This window comes from Vibrio algicola (assembly GCF_009601765.2).
Classification (GTDB): Bacteria; Pseudomonadota; Gammaproteobacteria; order Enterobacterales; family Vibrionaceae; genus Vibrio; species Vibrio algicola.
In genome coordinates this window covers 1,823,145-1,836,571 of sequence record NZ_CP045699.1, presented here as the reverse complement: position 1 = coordinate 1,836,571, position 13,427 = coordinate 1,823,145, and the positions used below count along the sequence as shown (strand labels likewise).

Genomic DNA, 13,427 nt, shown 5'->3' with positions numbered 1-13,427 from the left:
GCATACAATGCTAATTTTAACTCGCCGAGTCGGTGAAACATTAATGATCGGTGATGAAGTCACAGTTACCGTTTTGGGCGTAAAAGGGAATCAGGTTCGCATCGGCGTTAATGCACCGAAAGAAGTGTCTGTTCACCGTGAAGAAATTTACATGCGCATTCAAGCAGAAAAAGATACAGGTGTTGCAGCAGCCCCATCGGGTAATGTTTAGTACTGTATAGTTTGAAGATAGGTCAGCCTCTGTGCTGGCCTTTGTTTTTTATAGCGATATAACATTGTGATTATTTGCGAAAAATAGCTAAGGTTTAGCGCTGAAGCGCTCATAAATTAACAGAGTTGGTGAAATACTGTCCGGTTAGACGGTTTTTAACAAATTTTACCAATAAAATGTTTGACATATTTTTGGTGAATCGTAATATGTGCCTCCTCAAGACGTTGGAGAGGTGGCCGAGAGGCCGAAGGCGCTCCCCTGCTAAGGGAGTATATGGTTTGTAGCCGTATCGAGGGTTCGAATCCCTCCCTCTCCACCATTCTTGAATTCTTAAACGTTTTGATTTGCACCAAAACTATCGTTAAGGAAGTTCTAGTAATAGGACAATCAGAAATCGATGCGCGCGTAGCTCAGCTGGATAGAGTACCTGGCTACGAACCAGGCGGTCGGAGGTTCGAATCCTCCCGCGCGCACCACTTCTGAAGAGTAACAAAAAGTGGAGAAGTGGCCGAGAGGCCGAAGGCGCTCCCCTGCTAAGGGAGTATATGGTTTATAGCCGTATCGAGGGTTCGAATCCCTCCTTCTCCACCATTAATTTAGTTTCGACTATTTTAATTTGAAATAAAATACGATGCGCGCGTAGCTCAGCTGGATAGAGTACCTGGCTACGAACCAGGCGGTCGGAGGTTCGAATCCTCCCGCGCGCACCATTATTTCAAGCCTAATTGGGTAGCATCAATTAGTTAAGCTTTAGCATTAAGTTAAAGCGATAAGTAAAATGTTTTAAATGCAAAATACGATGCGCGCGTAGCTCAGCTGGATAGAGTACCTGGCTACGAACCAGGCGGTCGGAGGTTCGAATCCTCCCGCGCGCACCATTTGCAATTTGAAATATTGATACTTTAAAGGCATTACATTTTAAATGTATTACCTGCCAAAATAAAATATCTGAAAAGATAACAGTGCGCGCGTAGCTCAGCTGGATAGAGTACCTGGCTACGAACCAGGCGGTCGGAGGTTCGAATCCTCCCGCGCGCACCATATTAACAATGTTGGTTTATATCGTTGGATTTATTTCAAACGAAAAACGAGCAGAAAATTAGAAAGAATTAGTGCGCGCGTAGCTCAGCTGGATAGAGTACCTGGCTACGAACCAGGCGGTCGGAGGTTCGAATCCTCCCGCGCGCACCATATTTTGAAGCCCTGCACTTTTGTGTGGGGCTTTTTGCTGTATGCTCAATAAAAAATAGAAACATAAATGTTAAGGACGACAAGCGATGTCTTCAAATACTCAAATTATTATCAATCAATTCGGCGATGCTGAGTTGTTGGCTTTCCAACAGTCAGAGCAGCCTCAACCTCAAGCGGGTGAAGTATTGGTCAAAGTAGCTTTTGCTGCGGTGAATCCAATTGATGTCAAAACTCGTGCAGGTTTAGGTTGGGCGGCGCAACATAATAAAAATAACCTTCCTTGGGTACCTGGTTACGACGTTTCAGGCTCTATCGTTAAGCAAGGGGCTGGATGCTTAAAGTTTAATTTAAACGATAACGTGTCGGGCTTTATCGGCTTTCCATTACGCGCTGGCGGTTATAGCCAGTATGTCTGTGTGCCTGAGTCTGAATTGGCTTTAATGCCGGAAGATATTTCACTTGAATCTGCTGCTGCTATCCCACTGGCAGGGCAAACCGCGGCTCAAGCATTAGAAAAAGCAAAAATCCAACCGAAAGAAAAAATCTTGATTTTAGCTGGCGCTGGCGGAGTGGGGCATATTGCCACTCAAATTGCGGTGGCAGCCAAAACCCAAGTTTATGCGACATGCGGAACGGACAATATTGATTATGTTACCGCGCTCGGCGCAACCGCAATTGACTACACTCAACCCGATTGGCAGAAAAACCTGAATGATGTCGATGTGTTGATCGATTTAGTGGGCGGCGAACAAGCCATTGATGCACTGTGTTGTTTACGTCCTGGTAGTCGAGTGGTCACAGTACCAACGATTACCTCTTCATTGGTGTGTGAAAAAGCCAATGAATTAGGCTTAATTGGTATGGGGATGCTAGTTGAACCGGATATCACACAGTTAGAAGAGCTATTACACTTGATCAGTGCCGGAATGATCAAAATTAAAATTGAAAAAATCTTCCCATATCAAGACGTCGTTCAAGCGCACCATAAAGTTGAACAAGGTCATGCACGCGGTAAGATCTTACTTAATATGCAAGCCTAATCGGTGGTCGATAACGCACTAGGTCGGTGCTAACCAATGGCGGAATTCTACCATTGGTTACAGGCTGTTTTTGCCAGTCAGCCCTTGTGGTTTGTGTTCTTTTCTGGCTTTTTTAGTGCCACACTTTTGCCCGGCAGTTCAGAAGTCAGCGTGTATGCGGCGCTCAGTTTGCAGCGTTTTGGTTGGCCTCATATTGTGTTGATTGCCACACTGGGAAACACATTAGGTGGGATGACCAATTACGCCTTAGGCCGGTTACTGCCTAATCGAGCGTCTAAACAAGTGCAACAGCAACGAGTACTGGCTTGGATTGAGCGTTACGGTTATTGGGCACTCTTGATGAGCTGGATGCCTATCGTCGGCGATCCGCTGTGTGTGGTGGCCGGATGGCTGCGTATGAATGTGTGGTTCTCATGTTTGGCTATTGGTATCGGTAAAGGATTACGTTATGCTTTCATAGCTTTGGTTTTTCAAGGTTTACTTTAGTCTCAGGGATGAATACACATGAAAAAAATCGCCTTACTAGTGGGAGCTTTATTACTTTCTGCTTGTTCCACGCAAAAAAGCACCATCTCGACCACGCCTGATGTGGCACTTCCGCAAGGTGTTTCATTTGTTGAAACCCAGCATCCTGCTGCGGGTAAAGCTGAAATTCCCTATTCAAAATATCGTTTAGATAATGGATTAACCGTTATTTTATCTCCTGATCACTCCGATCCTCTAGTGCATGTTGATGTGACATATCATGTGGGTTCGGCGCGTGAAAAAATTGGCCGTTCAGGCTTCGCCCATTTCTTTGAGCACATGATGTTCCAAGGCTCTGAGCATGTCGGCGATCAGCAACACTTTAAAATCGTCACCGAAGCCGGTGGTTCATTAAATGGCACCACCAACCGTGACCGTACCAATTATTTTGAAACGGTCCCGTCAAATCAACTTGAGAAGATGTTGTGGCTCGAGTCCGATCGTATGGGCTTTTTAGTTAACGCGGTATCGCAGCGTAAATTTGAAATTCAACGTGATACAGTGAAAAACGAACGTGGTCAAAATTACGATAATCGTCCTTATGGTTTAGTGTACGAAAGAATTGGCGAAGCGTTATACCCTCAAACTCACCCTTATGCTTGGCAAACCATCGGTTATGTGAGCGATTTAGACCGAGTCGATGTTAATGATCTCAAAGCATTCTTTTTGCGTTGGTATGGTCCTAACAATGCAGTATTAACCATCGGTGGTGATATCGATAAAGAACAAACACTGCAGTGGGTGAATAAGTACTTTGGTTCAGTGCCAAAAGGACCGGCTGTGGTTGATGCCGCAAAGCAACCAGTCACATTGCCAAGCGATCGCTTTATTACGCTGCAAGATCGCATCCGTCAACCTATGTTGATGATGGCGTTTCCAACCAAATATCGTGGTGATAAGTCAGAAGCCTCCGTGGATGCTTTAGCCTCTATTTTGGGCGATGGTAAAAACAGTATCTTGTATCAAAAACTGGTTAAACCGCAAAAAGCGATAGACGCAGGCGCGTTCCAAGACTGTGGTGAATTATCGTGTACTTTATATATTTATGCGATGGGGGATGCCGGTGATAAAGGCAACTTAAAGCCGATTTATGATGACGTCATGAATATCTTGAGCGAGTTTAAAACCGATGGGGTTAAACAAGATCAATTAGATGCCATTATGGGGCAAGCAGAAGCGGGGACCGTTTACGCATTGCAAAGTGTCAGTGGCAAAGTGTCGCAATTAGCCGCCAATCAAACTTATTATGATCAACCCGATCGATTGCAACTTGAACTTGAGCAACTGCGCCAAGTGACGCCAGATTCAGTGATGAAGGTATTTAATCAATTTGTGGCCGATAAGCCCAAAGTGGCATTAAGTGTGGTGCCAAAAGGTAAAACGGACTTAGCGGCACGCCCAGTAAACTTTACGCCAGAGAAACGTGAGTTGCCGGTTTACCCAAAAATTACCGATGCCCAACTTGATGTGCGCGAACCCAAAGATAACTTTGATCGCTCAATCATGCCGGCCACTACTGCTGCCGTCAGCGCGACCATGCCAAGCCTGTATCAATTTGATCTTGCCAATGGCGTACCAGTATTAGGGACGGTTTCAAGTGAAACGCCAACCGTGGTGATTAAAGTTGATTTTCCTGCCGGCAATCGTTATGTCAACCTTGGTCAAGAAGGACTGGCAGGGTTAACGGCCGATATGCTGGGAGAAGGAACCACACTGCATACCAGCGAAGCGCTGCAGCAAGAGCTCGATAAACTTGGCAGCAGCATTAGTTTTAGCGCTGGCACTGAGCATGCAAGCTTGATCATTACCTCACTGAGTAAAAATGTGCAGGCAACCTTAGATCTTGCTAATGAAATGCTGTTTAAACCGGCCTTTAATGACAGCGATTTTGCTCGTTTAAAAAAACAGACGCTACAAAGTTTGATTTATTCACATCAAAAACCGTCTTGGGCTGCCTCTCAAGCGACTCGAGATGTTTTGTATAAAGGATCTTTGTATAGCCGGGATAACGAAGGCTCATTAGCATCAATTAACAGCATCACGCTCGATCAAGTTAAGCAGTTTTATCAAACCCATTATGCGGTGAAAAATGCCAATGTGATTGTGGTGGGTGATCGCACTCAAGATCAAATGAAACAAGATCTGGCCTTTTTATCTCGCGTAGCAGGCACACCTTCTCAAACCGCGCCAATGAAACCAGCAGCAGGGAAATACTCAGAGCCAAGTAAACAAAGTATTTATTTGGTTGATCAGCCCAATGCACCGCAAAGTATTATTCGCTTAGTTCGCACTGGGATGACTTTTGATGCCACCGGTGATCTATTTTTAACCCAACTGGCGAATTATAATTTAGCCGGTAACTTTAATAGTCGAATTAATCAGAACCTAAGAGAAGATAAAGGCTTTACTTATGGGGCAAGCGGCGGAGCTTATGGCGGAAAAGAAACCGGAGTGATCGTCTTTAGCGCCCAAGTGCGTGCCGATTCCACTGGCGCTTCTATTCATGAGTTCATCAAAGAAATGCAACACTATAGTAAAGATGGTATGACCGAACCAGAGCTAGACTTTATGCGCTTAGCGGTAGGCCAACAAGATGCGCTTAATTACGAAACCCCCGCCCAAAAAGCCGGTTTGCTCTCGACCATGGTGGATTATTCATTGCAACCAGACTTTATAGCCAAGCAGGCTCATTTAGTCAGCAGCGTGAGTTTGAATACTTTGAATAAACAAGCGGCTCAATGGTTTAACCCGAAAGATTATCAAATCATTGTGGTTGGCGATGTTAAAACCATAGAGCCACAACTGAAAAAGTTAGGCATTGCGATTAAAAAACTTGAAGTTAGTCGTTAACGCCCAAACATAACAAGAAGCTTAAACCTAAACCTAAACCTAAACCTAAACCGTTAATCAGCAGACTAACGGTTTATGGTTTTTATGTTTGCTTTCAAGCTTTGTCATGGCAATTGTTAGCAAGAATGACTATCCTACTTGGATCCCAAATAACACAAGTGAGCGCTATTTTGACTGATTTTTCTGCACGCCTTCAACAAGTTGCTAACAACCCAAAAACTTTCAAGCAGTTTGGACGCGGAATAGAGCGTGAAGCTTTACGCTATGACAGTAATGACCAATTGGCTTTAACTCCACATCCTGCTGGGCTAGGTTCAGCACTGACTAATAAATGGATCACTACCGATTTTTCAGAGTCATTACTCGAATTCATTACCCCTGTTTCTCATAACGTCGATACACTATTAAACCAGTTGACCGATATCCATCATTTTTCAATGACTAAAATGCGCACTGAAAAATTATGGCCAATGTCGATGCCATGTTTTGTCAGTAGCGATGATTCGATCCCGTTGGCGGAATACGGCAGTTCAAATTCAGGACGAATGAAGAACCTATACCGTAAAGGTTTAAATCAACGTTACGGCAGCTTAATGCAAATTATTTCTGGCGTTCACTTTAACTTCTCTTTCCCTGAGAGTTTCTGGGACAGCTTGTATGGCCAGCAAAATCAAGATCAGCGAGTAGATAGTAAGTCAGAAGGCTATTTTCACCTGATCCGCAACTATTACCGTTATGGCTGGATCATCCCGTATTTATTTGGTGCCTCTCCAGCCTTATGCTCGTCTTTTGTGAAAGGGCGTGACACTGGGATCGATTTTGACACCATAGGTAAAACCTTATACCTACCGCACGCCACTGCATTGCGTTTAAGTGATTTAGGCTATACCAACAGTGCGCAAGGCGATCTGAATATTACTTTTAATAGCTTAGAAGATTATTTACTGGGTTTGCATGATGCGATGCATAAGCCGTCGGATAAATTCTCAAAGCTTGGCGTGAAAGTCGATGGTGAGCACCGCCAACTAAACAGTAATGTGCTGCAAATTGAAAATGAGCTTTATGCGCCCATTCGCCCAAAACGTGTTGCAGAAGATGGTGAAAAACCGTCATGCGCATTAAAGCGTGCTGGAGTAGAATACATTGAAGTTCGCTCATTAGATGTGAATCCATTTTCTCCTATTGGTGTGAGCAAGCAGCAGGTTCTCTTTTTAGATTTATTTGTCTCTTGGTGTGCGTTAAAAGAATCGGCACCAATGAAAAAAGAAGATATTGCGTGCTGGCGTAGCAACTGGACAACTATTATTTTAGAAGGACGCAAGCCGGATCTTGCCTTTAAATTGTGCAGCGGACAAGAGTCAAAGCCGATGCAAGTTTGGGGGCATGAAATGTTCAGCCAGCTTAGAGATATTGCGATTGAAATGGACAAAGCGCATGGCAATACTCAATATCAAGATGTATGCGATGAGCTAAGTGAATGGATTGATGATCCGGAGAAAACCATTTCTGGGCAATTACTGGCTGAAATTAAATCGGCCGGAGGGATAGGTAAATTCGGTACTCGATTGGGCGAACAATACCGTTTAGATTTATTGAACCATGAATATAAAGTGTATAAACAAAGTATGATGGAAAATGAAGCGCAGCGTTCAAAGTTAGCCCAAGCTGAAATTGAAGCTGCCGACACGTTAAGCTTTGATGATTTCTTAGCGGAATATTTCTCTTACTTGCGTTAATGACCTTAATTTAAGCCACAGCCATAGGATGCCTAACATTGCAGTTATTTACTCTTAAAGCGGCAAACTGTGTCAAAAAAAGAAACAATGTCATAAGAAGAAGCTATGTTAAAAAAATAAGCATGGCTTTAGTTCTATTCAATGTTTTGTGGTTATCCGGCTGTGCCACCGCGCCGCCGAGTAACCAAAGTAATATTTGTGAAATTTTCCGTCAGTATCCAGACTGGTATGAAGATGCTCTTGATAGCCAAGATGAGTGGGGCGTGCCTATTCAGATATCGATGGCGTTTATGAAGCAAGAAAGCTCATTTAGAGGAGAAGCTAAGCCGCCTCGTTACTATGCACTAGGCTTTATTCCTTGGGGAAGAGTTAGTAGTGCTTATGGTTACGCGCAAGCGCAAGATCCTGTTTGGTCTGAATATCAAGATCAAGTCAGTTCTTGGACTTCACGCGATGACTTTGATGACGCGATAGACTTTATTGGTTGGTATATGACAGGAAGCCAAAAAGCACTAGGTATTTCTAAATGGGATGCTTACAGCCAATATCTTGCTTATCATGAAGGTCGTGGTGGTTTTAAACGTAAAACTTACAGTCGTAATCCCGCCTTGATGAAAATTGCACGTAAAGTAGAAAAAACATCAAAAATTTATGCAGGACAGCTCAAAAAATGCCGAGCGGAATTAGAAGATAACCGCAGCTGGTTCTGATTTACTTATGTACCTAATAGGAGAGAGCAGTAATGCCTTTACTTGATAGTTTTACCGTTGACCACACTCGTATGCAAGCGCCTGCGGTACGTGTAGCCAAGACAATGACCACGCCAAAGGGCGATACGATTACCGTCTTTGATTTACGTTTTTGTATTCCTAATAAAGATATTTTATCGGAAAAAGGCATCCATACGTTAGAGCATTTGTATGCTGGCTTTATGCGTAATCAACTAAATGGTTCTGAGGTGGAGATCATCGATATTTCCCCTATGGGTTGTCGTACTGGTTTCTACATGAGCTTAATTGGCACGCCGAGTGAGCAACAAGTGGCTGACGCTTGGTTAGCAGCAATGCAAGATGTACTCAATGTGGCCGATCAAAACAAGATCCCTGAATTGAATGAATACCAGTGTGGTACTTATTCAATGCATTCTTTAGAAGAAGCGCAACAGATCGCCAAAGATATTATTGCGGCGGGTATCCAAGTCAATAAAAATGATGAATTGGCGTTACCTGACTCTATGCTGCAAGAGCTGAAAGTCGATTAATTCCATTTAATATTTGATCAATTTGAACGGTCATTAAATTTATGGAATTGGTATAATTTAGTCTGTCTTTTTAATCAAATAAAAAAACGAGAAATAGCTTATGCGATTTCTCGTTTTTATTTGTCTGTCATTCTACTGCCAGCCAGCCAGCCAGCCAGCCAGCCAGCCAGCCAGCCAGCCAGCCAGTGTTCGGTGAGATTAATGTTTCTTTTTGGCTTTCTTTTTAGCTGGGTACACTTTAACCAGCTTGATTTTGTTTTCCGCCATTTCAATCAATTCCATCTTATGGCCGGCAATATCAAGGCTAAGATAGCTCTCTGGTATATCTTGCAGGTGCTCTAACAATAAACCGTTTAAGGTTCGAGCATCGGTGGGTAATTTCCAGTTTAAGCCTTTATTGATATCGCGAATATTAGCGCTGCCTTCCATCAAATAGCTACCATCACTTTGTGGGGTGATTTCCTCCGCTAAGCTTGGAGACATTGAGGTGGTAAACTCACCAACAATCTCTTCTAAAATATCTTCTAAAGTAATAAGACCAATAATGTCGCCATATTCATCGACGATCATGCCAATACGTTCTTTATTTCGCTGGAATTTTAAGAGTTGAACATTCAGTGGTGTGGCTTCAGGAATGAAATACACTTCATCGGCTGCGCGTAATAGGGTTTCTTTATTGAATTCATTTTTTTCAAGCATCAAACGGTAAGCTTGGCGCAGGCGTAGCATCCCCACTACTTCATCAATTTGATCTCGATATAGCACGACGCGACCATGGGCGGAGTGAGTCAGCTGGCGTACAATTGATTTCCAGTCATCATTGATATCGATACCGGTTATTTCGTTACGTGGCACCATGATATCGTTTACGGTGACATGTTCTAAATCCAAAATAGAAATTAGCATATCTTGGTGACGACGAGGGATCAGGCTGCCGGCTTCATTGACCACCGTACGCAATTCGTCGGAGCTTAGTTGCTCACCCGCCGATTCTTCAGGTTTAACCCCTAGCATACGCAGTAAACCATTGGTAATGAGATTGACAAAGATAACCAATGGGGCCATAAGCTTCATCAATATACGCAGAATAAGGCTACTCGCGTAGGACACTTTTTCTGGATACAAAGCGGCTAAGGTTTTCGGCGTCACTTCAGCAAATACTAGAATCACTAAGGTCAATACACCAGTGGCAATCGCCACGCCGTAGTCACCATACAAACGCATACCAATAATTGTGGCAATGGCAGAGGCCAAGATATTAACTAGGTTATTACCAATTAAGATAAGGCCAATCAGGCGATCAGGACGTGATAATAATGCTTCAACACGTTTTGCCCCTTTATGGCCTTGGTTGGCTAAATGGCGTAAGCGATAGCGGTTGAGTGACATCATGCCGGTTTCTGAACTCGAGAAATAGGCGGAAATTAGAATCAGTATTGCCAGTAGAGCAAACAGCAGCCCCGTTGATATATCACCCAAACTTAGGTTTTCCTTTGGTAGTTAAACGTTAACGGCATTTTATATTTATATGCCGTTAGTAGAGAATAGACAGTTATGACGAAATCTAAAATTGATGTCAACTGTATCGGATATTAGATTGCAATTAATTAGTTTAAAATTATTTCACGCACAAAGCGACTACCGAAATAGGCAAGAGTCAGTAATGTGGTTCCGCTAATTGACAGCCACAACACTTTTTTACCGCGCCAACCTTGACGATAATGCCCCCACAATAAAATGCAATACAGTGCCCAAGCAATAAAAGACAGCACCGCTTTGTGGGCATTTTCAGGGTCAAACATCTCTTTAATATAGATAGCGCCAGTTAATAGTGTTGCAGTGAGTAACAGCGTACCAATTAAGATGATTTTAAATAGGTGCCTTTCAACCATCATCAGTGGCGGTAGGTTAGGGTTAATGGTTAAGGCTTTCTTTGCTTTAAGTTTATGATCAAGCCAAGCCAATTGCAGGGCATATAAAGCGCCAATAGATAAGGTGGAATAAGCAAAAAGTGCAATCGTAATATGAAGGAGTAATTCTACTTTGCCATCGAAATGGGTCAAGAAGGTGCTAGGTAGAAAAGTAGCGGCTAAGAGATTTATCACCGCAAAGCTATATACTACTGGCAGCAAAAACCATAAACGAGTTTTTAGCATAGCCAAGCTCAGCGTGAGGCATACAATAAAGCTAATTAATGAGGCGACATTGAGAATACTGAAATTCTGCCCATAAGGATTTAAAATAAGATCACTGAGTAACCAGCCGTGAGTGGTTATCGCTAGCGCCGCTAAAACGAAGACCAGTTTGATTTTGATGCCAGTACTCTGTACCAATCCAGGTATAATCATGCTAATTGCCGAGCAATATAAGAGTGCTGCAATAATTGAAAGCAAGTGTTCCATAGTTCTCATTTTTTGATTGAATATGGATTGATTATAACCCTCTCTTGAAGCTAGAGCCATCAATGCTTTTAGTTGGTGAGTAAAATTTGGTCTGAACCTCATTGTGGTGGTAATAATCAGGGCAACCCGCGCCATTGATAAAAAATAAAGCCAATATTTAAAGAAAAGCCTCCCCGCAATAGAAAATTCAGTGAAAGATAAACGCTCACTCGCTATACTGTGGCAATATTGTGACATTGAGCCATTTGTGGCAACCATACCTTGTCAATCAAAGGTACAGGATTTTAGGTTTAACTATGTTTGATAATTTAACGGAACGACTATCCAGTACGCTGAAAAACATCAGCGGTAAAGGTCGACTAACAGAAGATAATATTAAAGAAACGCTGCGTGAAGTTCGCATGGCGTTACTTGAAGCTGACGTAGCATTACCGGTTGTACGTGACTTTATAAAGCAAATTAAAGAACGTGCGGTTGGAATTGAAGTTTCTAAATCACTGACTCCAGGGCAAGAGTTCATCAAGATCGTACAAGCCGAACTTGAATCTGTCATGGGTGAATCAAATGAAGCGCTAAATCTTGCCGCGCAGCCGCCAGCTGTGATTTTAATGGCCGGTTTACAAGGTGCGGGTAAAACCACCAGTGTTGGTAAGTTGGCAAAATTATTAACCGAGCGTGATAAGAAAAAAGTCTTAGTCGTTTCTGCCGATGTTTACCGCCCTGCGGCGATCAAACAGCTTGAAATGTTAGCCACTGAAGTTGGCACCGACTTCTTCCCATCGAGCGCCGATCAAAAGCCGATTGATATTGCCAATGCTGCGATCGATCACGCCAAGAAGAAATTCTATGATGTTGTGATCCTCGATACTGCCGGTCGCTTAGCCATCGATGAAGAAATGATGGGTGAGATCAAAGCGCTGCATAATGCGATTACGCCAGTCGAAACCTTGTTCGTGGTTGATGCCATGACAGGTCAAGATGCAGCCAATACCGCGAAAGCCTTTGGTGATACGCTGCCATTAACCGGTGTTATCTTGACCAAAGTCGATGGTGATGCGCGTGGTGGTGCGGCATTATCAGTTCGCCATGTCACGGGTAAGCCGATTAAATTCTTAGGTGTTGGCGAAAAAACCGATGCACTAGAAGCATTCCACCCTGAGCGTGTTGCTTCTCGTATTTTAGGCATGGGTGATGTTCTTTCTTTAATTGAAGATTTAGAAAAGAATGTTGATAAAGCCAAAGCAGAAAAAATGGCTAAGAAGTTCAAGCAGAAGAAAGGCTTCGACCTAGAAGATTTTCGTGAGCAGCTTGGACAAATGCAAAACATGGGCGGCATGGCTGGTATGATGAATAAACTGCCAGGCATGGGTAACTTACCGGCCAACGTAAAAGATAAAGTCGATGACAAAATGTTCAGTCAAATGGAAGCGATGATCAGCTCCATGACGATGAAAGAACGCCAGCACCCTGAGCTTATCAAAGGATCACGCAAAAAACGTATTGCAGCGGGTTCTGGTACTCAAGTGCAAGATGTAAACCGTATGCTGAAACAATTCACCCAAATGCAGAAAATGATGAAAAAAATGCAAAAAGGTGGCATGAAAGGCATGATGCGCGGAATGCAAGGCATGATGGGTGGCGGTGGAATGGGCGGCATGGGTGGTTTTGGTCGCTAGAATCGAGTACAAATAAGCGGTTCACAATAACGTGAAGCCCATCACAAACAATGATTTAATCACGAAATCATAGAAAGATATCTAAAGCCCTTGCATTGACACTCAATAAGAGTAAAATTCGGGGGCTTTATTTTGGCACGAGGCCCCAAGTCATTTTTTAGTTTACCAGTGCGTTTATCGCTCTAAGGGAACTAAAAGACATTGTTTGGGGCTAATTTATTTTTTGAGAAAGCAAAAAGAGGACGATATGGTTACCATTCGTTTGGCACGTCACGGCGCGAAAAAACGCCCATTTTACCAAGTTGTTGTAGCAGACAGCCGTTTTGTATCAACTGGCCGTTACATTGAAAACGTAGGTTTCTTCAACCCTACGGCTCAAGGTCAAGAAGAAGGTCTTCGTTTAGACCTAGATCGCGTAAACCATTGGGTTGGTCAAGGCGCATCTTTATCTGACCGTGTTGCTAAACTAGTTAAAGACGCTCAAAAAGCGGCTTAATACTAATTTAATGCACACAAAATTAAGTTGTTTGGTGAA

The 13,427-nt window shown here is 43.2% G+C and carries 11 protein-coding genes and 7 tRNA genes; 16 read left to right on the top strand and 2 right to left on the bottom strand.

Annotated features, from left to right (window positions below; genetic code table 11):
- The first annotated feature begins 7 nt into the window (after window positions 1-7).
- The 14 genes from csrA (at window position 8) to luxS (ending at window position 8,814) form a co-directional block, all read left to right on the top strand.
- A complete protein-coding gene (gene csrA / locus GFB47_RS08430) occupies window positions 8-211 on the top strand; it encodes a carbon storage regulator CsrA (protein WP_153447583.1) in 204 nt (67 codons plus the stop codon).
- Between the two features lie 226 nt (window positions 212-437).
- Window positions 438-530 (top strand) — tRNA-Ser (locus GFB47_RS08425).
- A gap of 80 nt (window positions 531-610) precedes the next feature.
- Window positions 611-687: transfer RNA gene (locus tag GFB47_RS08420), tRNA-Arg, on the top strand.
- Between the two features lie 22 nt (window positions 688-709).
- A tRNA-Ser gene (locus tag GFB47_RS08415) sits at window positions 710-802 on the top strand.
- A gap of 42 nt (window positions 803-844) precedes the next feature.
- A tRNA-Arg gene (locus GFB47_RS08410) sits at window positions 845-921 on the top strand.
- A gap of 91 nt (window positions 922-1,012) precedes the next feature.
- Window positions 1,013-1,089: transfer RNA gene (locus GFB47_RS08405), tRNA-Arg, on the top strand.
- An 86-nt stretch (window positions 1,090-1,175) separates the two neighbouring features.
- A tRNA-Arg gene (locus GFB47_RS08400) sits at window positions 1,176-1,252 on the top strand.
- A gap of 73 nt (window positions 1,253-1,325) precedes the next feature.
- Window positions 1,326-1,402 (top strand) — tRNA-Arg (locus tag GFB47_RS08395).
- An 86-nt stretch (window positions 1,403-1,488) separates the two neighbouring features.
- Window positions 1,489-2,442, top strand: coding sequence for an NADP-dependent oxidoreductase (locus tag GFB47_RS08390; protein WP_153447582.1), 954 nt, complete (start codon window positions 1,489-1,491; stop codon window positions 2,440-2,442).
- Window positions 2,443-2,478: 36 nt separating this feature from the next.
- The gene (locus GFB47_RS08385) at window positions 2,479-2,928 is read left to right on the top strand and encodes a YqaA family protein (RefSeq protein WP_153447581.1); all 450 of its coding nucleotides are present in this window, start codon (window positions 2,479-2,481) and stop codon (window positions 2,926-2,928) included.
- Window positions 2,929-2,946: 18 nt separating this feature from the next.
- A complete protein-coding gene (locus tag GFB47_RS08380; protein WP_153447580.1) occupies window positions 2,947-5,817 on the top strand; it encodes a M16 family metallopeptidase in 2,871 nt (956 codons plus the stop codon).
- A gap of 125 nt (window positions 5,818-5,942) precedes the next feature.
- A complete protein-coding gene (gene gshA / locus GFB47_RS08375; RefSeq protein ID WP_178306468.1) occupies window positions 5,943-7,553 on the top strand; it encodes a glutamate--cysteine ligase in 1,611 nt (536 codons plus the stop codon).
- Between the two features lie 122 nt (window positions 7,554-7,675).
- Window positions 7,676-8,263 carry a transglycosylase SLT domain-containing protein gene (locus GFB47_RS08370; protein ID WP_153447578.1) on the top strand — a complete coding sequence of 196 codons (588 nt, stop codon included), beginning with the start codon at window positions 7,676-7,678 and terminating at the stop codon, window positions 8,261-8,263.
- Between the two features lie 32 nt (window positions 8,264-8,295).
- Window positions 8,296-8,814: an S-ribosylhomocysteine lyase gene (gene luxS / locus GFB47_RS08365; RefSeq protein ID WP_153447577.1), complete on the top strand. Its 519-nt coding sequence runs from the start codon at window positions 8,296-8,298 to the stop codon at window positions 8,812-8,814.
- A 198-nt stretch (window positions 8,815-9,012) separates the two neighbouring features.
- On the opposite strand, the gene GFB47_RS08360 is transcribed toward luxS, so the two are convergent.
- Window positions 9,013-10,293: an HlyC/CorC family transporter gene (locus tag GFB47_RS08360; RefSeq protein ID WP_153447576.1), complete on the bottom strand. Its 1,281-nt coding sequence runs from the start codon at window positions 10,291-10,293 to the stop codon at window positions 9,013-9,015.
- A gap of 128 nt (window positions 10,294-10,421) precedes the next feature.
- Entirely contained in the window at window positions 10,422-11,216 is a 795-nt protein-coding gene (locus tag GFB47_RS08355; protein WP_178306467.1) for a cytochrome C assembly family protein, read from the bottom strand.
- Window positions 11,217-11,512: 296 nt separating this feature from the next.
- Here GFB47_RS08355 and ffh point away from each other — a divergent pair, with 296 nt between their 5' ends.
- Both ffh and rpsP read left to right on the top strand, forming a co-directional pair.
- Window positions 11,513-12,892, top strand: coding sequence for a signal recognition particle protein (ffh, locus tag GFB47_RS08350; protein WP_153447574.1), 1,380 nt, complete (start codon window positions 11,513-11,515; stop codon window positions 12,890-12,892).
- A gap of 247 nt (window positions 12,893-13,139) precedes the next feature.
- On the top strand, window positions 13,140-13,388 hold the full coding sequence (gene rpsP / locus GFB47_RS08345) for a 30S ribosomal protein S16 (protein ID WP_153447573.1): 249 nt from the start codon (window positions 13,140-13,142) through the stop codon (window positions 13,386-13,388).
- Window positions 13,389-13,427: the final 39 nt, after the last annotated feature.

What these genes read in the sequence shown, in the direction of transcription:
- csrA (WP_153447583.1), top strand. Translation starts at nt 8, where the DNA reads ATGCTAATTTTAACTCGCCGAGTCGGTGAAACATTAATGATCGGTGAT.
- GFB47_RS08390 (WP_153447582.1), top strand. Translation starts at nt 1,489, where the DNA reads ATGTCTTCAAATACTCAAATTATTATCAATCAATTCGGCGATGCTGAG.
- GFB47_RS08385 (WP_153447581.1), top strand. Translation starts at nt 2,479, where the DNA reads ATGGCGGAATTCTACCATTGGTTACAGGCTGTTTTTGCCAGTCAGCCC.
- GFB47_RS08380 (WP_153447580.1), top strand. Translation starts at nt 2,947, where the DNA reads ATGAAAAAAATCGCCTTACTAGTGGGAGCTTTATTACTTTCTGCTTGT.
- gshA (WP_178306468.1), top strand. Translation starts at nt 5,943, where the DNA reads ATGACTATCCTACTTGGATCCCAAATAACACAAGTGAGCGCTATTTTG.
- GFB47_RS08370 (WP_153447578.1), top strand. Translation starts at nt 7,676, where the DNA reads ATGGCTTTAGTTCTATTCAATGTTTTGTGGTTATCCGGCTGTGCCACC.
- luxS (WP_153447577.1), top strand. Translation starts at nt 8,296, where the DNA reads ATGCCTTTACTTGATAGTTTTACCGTTGACCACACTCGTATGCAAGCG.
- GFB47_RS08355 (WP_178306467.1), bottom strand. Translation starts at nt 11,216, where the DNA reads ATGGAACACTTGCTTTCAATTATTGCAGCACTCTTATATTGCTCGGCA.
- ffh (WP_153447574.1), top strand. Translation starts at nt 11,513, where the DNA reads ATGTTTGATAATTTAACGGAACGACTATCCAGTACGCTGAAAAACATC.
- rpsP (WP_153447573.1), top strand. Translation starts at nt 13,140, where the DNA reads ATGGTTACCATTCGTTTGGCACGTCACGGCGCGAAAAAACGCCCATTT.